The sequence below is a fragment of the Pseudoramibacter faecis genome, assembly GCF_036289405.1.
Taxonomy (GTDB): domain Bacteria; phylum Bacillota; class Clostridia; order Eubacteriales; family Eubacteriaceae; genus Pseudoramibacter; species Pseudoramibacter faecis.
In genome coordinates this window covers 47,836-54,398 of record NZ_JAYFFI010000013.1, presented here as the reverse complement: position 1 = coordinate 54,398, position 6,563 = coordinate 47,836, and the positions used below count along the sequence as shown (strand labels likewise).

Annotated in this window: 6 protein-coding genes; 3 read left to right on the top strand and 3 right to left on the bottom strand. The window is 45.2% G+C overall.

Annotated elements, in window-relative coordinates; translation table 11 throughout:
• Nucleotides 1-152 precede the first annotated feature (152 nt).
• Nucleotides 153-1,076, bottom strand: a complete 924-nt coding sequence (locus tag V3C63_RS08910) for an AEC family transporter (protein ID WP_329887440.1) — start codon at nucleotides 1,074-1,076, stop codon at nucleotides 153-155.
• A 166-nt stretch (nucleotides 1,077-1,242) separates the two neighbouring features.
• Between V3C63_RS08910 and V3C63_RS08905 the strand changes: the two genes are divergently transcribed.
• Nucleotides 1,243-1,914 carry a GntR family transcriptional regulator gene (locus tag V3C63_RS08905; RefSeq protein WP_329887439.1) on the top strand — a complete coding sequence of 224 codons (672 nt, stop codon included), beginning with the start codon at nucleotides 1,243-1,245 and terminating at the stop codon, nucleotides 1,912-1,914.
• 47 nt (nucleotides 1,915-1,961) lie between these two features.
• Here the strand turns inward: V3C63_RS08905 and V3C63_RS08900 are convergent, their stop codons facing one another.
• Both V3C63_RS08900 and V3C63_RS08895 read right to left on the bottom strand, forming a co-directional pair.
• Nucleotides 1,962-3,254 (bottom strand): S-methyl-5-thioribose kinase, encoded by a 1,293-nt coding sequence (locus V3C63_RS08900; RefSeq protein WP_329887438.1) that lies wholly within the window; start codon nucleotides 3,252-3,254, stop codon nucleotides 1,962-1,964.
• A gap of 182 nt (nucleotides 3,255-3,436) precedes the next feature.
• The gene (locus V3C63_RS08895) at nucleotides 3,437-4,714 is read right to left on the bottom strand and encodes an ATP-binding protein (protein ID WP_329887437.1); all 1,278 of its coding nucleotides are present in this window, start codon (nucleotides 4,712-4,714) and stop codon (nucleotides 3,437-3,439) included.
• 107 nt (nucleotides 4,715-4,821) lie between these two features.
• On the opposite strand from V3C63_RS08895, the gene V3C63_RS08890 reads away from it, so the two are divergent.
• Nucleotides 4,822-5,586, top strand: coding sequence for a regulatory protein RecX (locus tag V3C63_RS08890; protein ID WP_425355370.1), 765 nt, complete (start codon nucleotides 4,822-4,824; stop codon nucleotides 5,584-5,586).
• 23 nt (nucleotides 5,587-5,609) lie between these two features.
• The gene (locus V3C63_RS08885) at nucleotides 5,610-6,557 is read left to right on the top strand and encodes an NAD(P)-dependent oxidoreductase (protein WP_329887435.1); all 948 of its coding nucleotides are present in this window, start codon (nucleotides 5,610-5,612) and stop codon (nucleotides 6,555-6,557) included.
• Nucleotides 6,558-6,563 lie beyond the last annotated feature (6 nt).

Below are 6,563 nucleotides of genomic sequence, written 5' to 3'. Positions count from 1 at the left end.
AATAACGAACGGATCCAGAGCAAAACAAAATGGATGCCTCCTGTAAAATACAGGAGAACATCCATCTATTGCTAACCTAGGTTCCAATGATGTGTCCAGGATTTTGGGTACATATCAAACAGTCGGGATGTTTTTAATGGAAGTAATTTGATCTATCGTTGATAAAGCAAAGTCAGCAAGGGCATGGTCACGATGCAAATTAAGGTCGTGATGACATTGATAGAACTGGCATAATCGGCATCGCGGCCGTAAAGCTGGGCCATCTGCGGAATGGTGGCACCGGATGGGGCAATCACAGCCAGCAGGCTGACCAGCAAAATCATCCGGCCTTGGGGAAGCAAAGTGTGAAGCGGTGCGTATTTTAATATCAGGAGAATAATGGCCGGCAGAACAATCATTTTTAATGCAACGATCCAATAAATACGGCGGTTGGTGAAAAGCTTGCCCCATTGAACATTGGCCAAGATCATACCGATGGCGATCATCGAGATGGGCCCGATCATCGCAGCGACGCCGGAGATGGTGTCGGCAACAATGCCGGTCAATTCGATTTGGCAGAAAAAGAGCGCAGCACCTATAAGCGTAGCGACAATGTTGATATTACCCAAAATCTGAAGCAGGTTAAATTTTTTTTGCCGCTGCATCATGGTTTTGCCATGAGACCAAAGCAAAATGCTCTGGACAAACATGAAGGCCAAAGCGTAGATCACCCAGGACGCGCCGAAAATGGCTGTGACCAGCGGGACGATCAAATTGCCGGCATTGGAATAGAGGATGCTGCCCGTTTCCTCATCTGTTAAATGAAGGGGCCGCTTAAAGACATAGGTGATGGCAAAGAGCAAAATATGAATGAACACGGCGGCGGTTAGTGATAGTAAGAACCCGTTGCGGATAGTGTCTGTGTAGTGAACCTGGAAGGCTTTGATTTGCATGCAGGGGACGACCAGATACAGGCAGATCGTCGACAGAATTTTGCTGTCGTCCGATTTTAAAAATCGACACTTAACAATGGTGCAGCCCATGCTCATCATGAGAAAGAGAACGAAAATTTGTTTAAAAAGCAGCAGTGCAATCATAGGGCCTCCCAAGTTGTAGTTGTGTGAAATGATGATCTTTATTATTGTAGCGTATTTTAGATGGATTGTGTCAATATTCGCGGGATTTATACCACACAAAACTTGTCTGGCGCCGCAAAACAGCCTATAATAAGGTATCAGCAAAAAACGAGGACCGGATGAAGTGATGAAAGCAAATTATCTTTTACAGGAAAAAGCCTACGAGACGATTAAAGAAATGATTAAAAACGGGGAACTTGAGCCCGGAGAGATCTATTCGCTGAATAAAATGGCAAGCCAGTTTGAAATTTCGCGGACGCCGTTTCGGGATGCGGTGTTGCGCTTGGAGCAGGAGCGCTATGTGGATGTATTGCCAAGCAAGGGATTTCAGGTGCATTTGATGACGCGGGAAGATATTGTAGAGACCTATCAAATGCGTGAAGCGCTAGAATTTTATTGCCTCAAGCACTTGATTGCCAACCAGGGTACGGAAGACGGTCAATTCTTTTTGCGTAAACTGGAAAAAAAGGTGAAGGCTCAGGTGACGATCATTAACGGGAACAGAAACGCAGAAGCTTTTGCCCGCAAAGATTACGAATTTCACCGATCAATGATTCAATCGATGCACAACGAATCGATGCTTGCCGTCTATCGGAATTTTATGTATCGAATTTTCTGGCTGAACGTCATGTCGTTTAAACAGCCGGGGCGCATCGACGATACCTTAACGGAACACCAGCAGATACTGAAGATGATCTATGATTGTGATTTAGAAGCGTTGGCAGTTTTGCTTCACGAACATCTGGTGGTGGCGGAAAAGATTAATTTGCGAAATATCGAAGCAAAAAATGAAAATTAGAGAAAAACATTAAAAAACCGCTCATGAATGAGCGGTTTTTTAATGCATTACCGGGCATCCGCCCTTTTAAAGAGCAGACGGCTTTGGATGGTCAGCGTTTTGATTGTGTCAATCAAAGTGTTGATGGAATTGAGCTCGTCGCGGTGCATAATCAGGTACTGGCCGATGATCAGACTGATGCGGCAAGCTTCGTATTGGTCTTTTCGGCTGGGTAACGTATCAAAATCCGGCAGAGGAACACATCCGCCGACACGGCTCATGATCTGACAGCCGATAAAACCAATGGATTCGTGAAAGAATTGTTCCAACAAATAATCACAATAGTCGCCAAAACCGCGATAAGTGAGGCGAACATCCTTTTGCCAGCAATCTTTAAAGACCTTGCGGTAGCTTTCGAGGAAGATCCGGATATAATGCAAAGCTTGGTGGCGCATATGCTTGGCTGTTCCCGCATGATCGGCATCATCAATATAAAACCAGCGCAGGTACTCATAGATGAAATTGCCTATCAGATAGCCGGCATCAGCCGAACAGGGCCCGACAAAAGCATATTCCATATCGATGGTTTTGAGGTGGTCATCGTCAATCATGATATTGGATGTATGAAGGTCAGAATGAATTAAGCATTCGGATTTGGCCATATAGATATGGCGAAGCTTGAGCATCTCTGTGCGGAATGCGTGGCTTTTCCACGGAATGTCACCCATCGCCAGCCGAATTGGATCGGCGTTTGGATCGTTGTGGGGATCCCCCAGTGGGTGTTCGTCGTGGAGGAAGAGGATCGTTTCAAAAAGATTGCGCATCTCGGGATTGGCAAAGCGCGCCGTGAGCTTTTGATGGAGATCTGGCGATAAATAAAGTTCTGAGGTGTAAAAATTATTTTTGGCCACGAGTTCCCCGATCATATAGGGGACTTTTTCCGGGGCGTGACCGGCCATCATTTCAAAACGGAGAATTTTGAGGTCGCTGCAATCCTCGCAAATATAAAGATGATTGGCGGCATCCACCCGATAGATTTCCGGAATATATTCCGGGGTGATGGCGTACTTGATTTTCAAAATTTCGGCTTCAATGGTATTGCGTTCCGGAAGATACCGCATTTGAATGTCGCGGGCAGTATCAAAGGTGCGGGCGTAGTTCCGGGCCTGTTTGACAATTACAGAGCGATTGGTGGCTTCGTCCCATACGCGAAAAACAAAATTAATAAAGCCGTCGCCGTCGGCCGCACTGCCATTGATGCCGATTTCGTAAGATTTTAAAATAGCATTATCCGGGAAAAGTTTGGTCTCCTGTTTAATATAGGGAATGACGCTTTCTGCGGTTAAATTTTGATAATCCATTGCAGCCTCTTCTTCGCAAAACGATAAATCCGCTTGAATCCATTAGTAATGTAACATTGAAAACGTCTATAATAAAGGCAGAAATTGGAGAAGATGCAGCAAAAAAGTGTTTAAAAAGACATGATGACGAAAAAAACGTGCGAAAGAAAACGCCCCAAACAGATGCTCGAGGCGTTGGCGGCTTAATTTTTGTGAATCAGCAGATAATTGATGAATTGTTCGGCGGTGCGTCCGGAACGATTCAAATGCCGCAATTCCCATTGGATGGCCTTTCGGTCCAAATCTTTGGGATCGATGCTAATGCCGGCGATCGCAGCCATTTGATGCACAATGCTGAGATATTCTTTTTGATTCGGCGCGGTGAAAGGGATCACCAATCCGAAGCGGGAACTCAGACTGAGTTTTTCTTCGATCACATCCCGCTGATGAATAGCGTCGTTGCGTTCGCTCATGGTTTCCGTGATCAAATGTCGCTTATTGGACGTTGCATAGATCAAAACATTTTGAGGGTTATCTTCAAGAGATCCTTCCAGAATATTTTTAAATAGTTTAAAATCATCTTCTTTGTCATCAAAAGAAAGATCGTCGACAAAAAGAATAAAGGGATAAGGGCGGTCTTTAATGGTAGCGATGACACCGGGAATGGCCCCGATCTGATCCTTTTTGAATTCGATCATGCGCAGTTTGGTGCCTTTAAAGGTTTCGAGAAGGGCTTTGATCATCGTGGATTTTCCGGTGCCCATATCACCTTGAAGCAAAACATTCAGACCGGTATAATGGTTGATAAAGGATTTGGTGTTTTGAATTAATTCCTTTTTTTGACGCTCGACGCCGACGAGGTCGTCCATCGATTTATAAATTCTCGCGGGAATGGGGACCAATACGCCGGTGTCGTCGATCTTAAAACAAATATTATTTTCAAAAATACCCAGGCCGTAATCGTGAATATAATGGTTGACAGCAGTGAAAATCACATCGATATCTTTCGCTTCAAAAGCACGGGCGATGGTGTCGTGAGGGGGTATGGGAAAGAAAATAACAGCGTCGAAAATATTATTTTCATCCAGATCGGTGAATGCTAAAAAAGTTTGCCAATCAAAATGGTACAAGCGCATCAGAATTTGAAAATCTGCCAGCATGCTCCCTCTGAAAGGATGGTTTTTCTGAATGATCCCGCGCTCGAAAAGTCGGCCCAAGGGGTTATCATCGCCGATGATAGCCGCGACGATCCAGTCTTTCCAAGGTGTTTTAGCATATTGATAGGCTTCGTTTTTATCAAAACTGTAGGCCAGAAGGGCGGCCTTCAATTTAAAATAATCATCTTGGATCAGCACCGTATTGCCAGGTTGCGACTGATAATCCTTGGCGAGCTTTCGGAAAAGGTCCATAATCGGATCGTTTAAAAGATCGCGGAAGAAAGAGAAGGATTCGACTTCCGGAAAAGTAATGGTGGATTGCATAGAGACCTCGATTCAATTAAAGTTTGAATTTGGGAAAATGATATATCATAATTAAAAAGAAGTAAACCCATTCAAACGATCAATTTTATTTTTTAAAGGAGGATTTGATGGGGCAGAAATTTATCGTGGACGATCAGGGAAAAGTAAGTCGCATCGCGAATAACGCTCCGGAGACGAAACAAAGAAAAAACAATCAGCGCCGGCTTGCCTTTGACGTGGCGATGGATTATTTATCCTATCGCGACCGTACAGAGCAGGAGATGGCTGAGTATTTGGGGAAAAAAAATTATACGGCGAAAGAAATCGCGGCTTGCATGGCAGAGCTGAAAAGTTATGGTTACGTGGATGATCAAGCTTATATCGCGCGGGTATGCGAAGAAAATCAATTGTATAAACATTTCGGAAAGTCACGGTTGCGCTGGGAACTCAAACGCAAAGGGGTGTCTGAACAATCCTTGCATACATTGGAAGATTATATCTCCGAAGACGATGAGATGAAAAATGCGCTTGCAGCCTTTGAGGCTGCAAACGACAAATATCGCACAGTTATCGATGCTAAGCGCAAGCAAAAAATAGCGGCATGGATGCAGCGACGAGGTTTTGCCTTTGAAACCATTCGCCCGCTTTTGGCTCAGATCAATCGGGAAGAGGACCAGGATGTTGATGAACAAAACGAGATGGATTCGGCGAAGCTTGAGCAGGATTATGCAAAATATTACCGGATGCAAAGTCGAAAGGGATATCATGGATGGGAGCTCAAGGCACGAATCAAGCGCAATTTAATGTCTCGAGGCCATTGCGGTGCAGCTGTGCAAATTATGATGGAACGGCATACATCAGATGGTGCTTTTGATGATGAACAGAAAGATTAAATAGATGTATGAAAGGTCGATAAATGAGGATTGTAATAATGGAGCCATTGGGAATCAGCAAAGACGCTTTCAAAGCGTTGGCAATGTTGCTTCGCGCAGATGGCCATGAAATCGTGGCTTATCCGAATCGTGCGGCAACAGTTGAGGCGCTGATTGAACGGGTTTGTGATGCAGACGTCATTATTTTGGCGAATCAACCTCTGCGCCGCGATGTCCTGTCCCATTGCAGCGTGCTGAAGATGGTGGATGTTGCCTTCACCGGGGTGGACCATGTGGATGTGGAGTATCTGCGTGAGCGGAAGATTCCAATCTGTAACGCGGCGGGGTATTCTACGGTAGCTGTGGCGGAACTGACGGTGGGGCTTGCCATCGATCTATTTCGAACAATTTCCTTTTCGGATCGTACCCTTCGGCATGGATCGGGAGCCTTTGCAATGGGTAGAGAGCTATCGGGAAAAACTTTTGGCATTATCGGAACAGGGGCCATTGGCTTGCATGTGGCTCGACTGGCGAAGGCTTTTGGTTGTCACCTCATAGGGTTTAACCGCACAGAGAAAGAAGAAGCCAAAGCTCTTGGGGTTTGCTATACCGATTTGGACACCTTGATGTGCGAAGCGGATTTGATTTCCCTTCATGTGCCGATGACAAAGGCAACGACCCATTTGATTGGCGAAAGTCAAATACAATTGATGAAATCGGATGCGGTTCTTATCAATACAGCACGGGGACCTTTGGTGGATTATCAGGCATTAGCTGATGCTTTGAGCAGTCACCGCATCGCCGGAGCGGGTATTGATGTATTTGAAACAGAACCGCCATTGCCGGTGGACCATCCGTTGCTTAAAGCACCGAATTGTATTTTGACACCGCACATGGCATACGCCACAAAGGAAGCCCTTTATCAGCGGGCCGTAATTGTTTTCGATAATGTTCGATACTGGCTCGAGGGCAATCCTCAGAATTTGATTTAACAGGGA

What these genes read in the sequence shown, in the direction of transcription:
- V3C63_RS08900 (WP_329887438.1), bottom strand. Translation starts at nt 3,254, where the DNA reads ATGGATTATCAAAATTTAACCGCAGAAAGCGTCATTCCCTATATTAAA.
- V3C63_RS08885 (WP_329887435.1), top strand. Translation starts at nt 5,610, where the DNA reads ATGAGGATTGTAATAATGGAGCCATTGGGAATCAGCAAAGACGCTTTC.
- V3C63_RS08910 (WP_329887440.1), bottom strand. Translation starts at nt 1,076, where the DNA reads ATGATTGCACTGCTGCTTTTTAAACAAATTTTCGTTCTCTTTCTCATG.
- V3C63_RS08895 (WP_329887437.1), bottom strand. Translation starts at nt 4,714, where the DNA reads ATGCAATCCACCATTACTTTTCCGGAAGTCGAATCCTTCTCTTTCTTC.
- V3C63_RS08890 (WP_425355370.1), top strand. Translation starts at nt 4,822, where the DNA reads ATGGGGCAGAAATTTATCGTGGACGATCAGGGAAAAGTAAGTCGCATC.
- V3C63_RS08905 (WP_329887439.1), top strand. Translation starts at nt 1,243, where the DNA reads ATGAAAGCAAATTATCTTTTACAGGAAAAAGCCTACGAGACGATTAAA.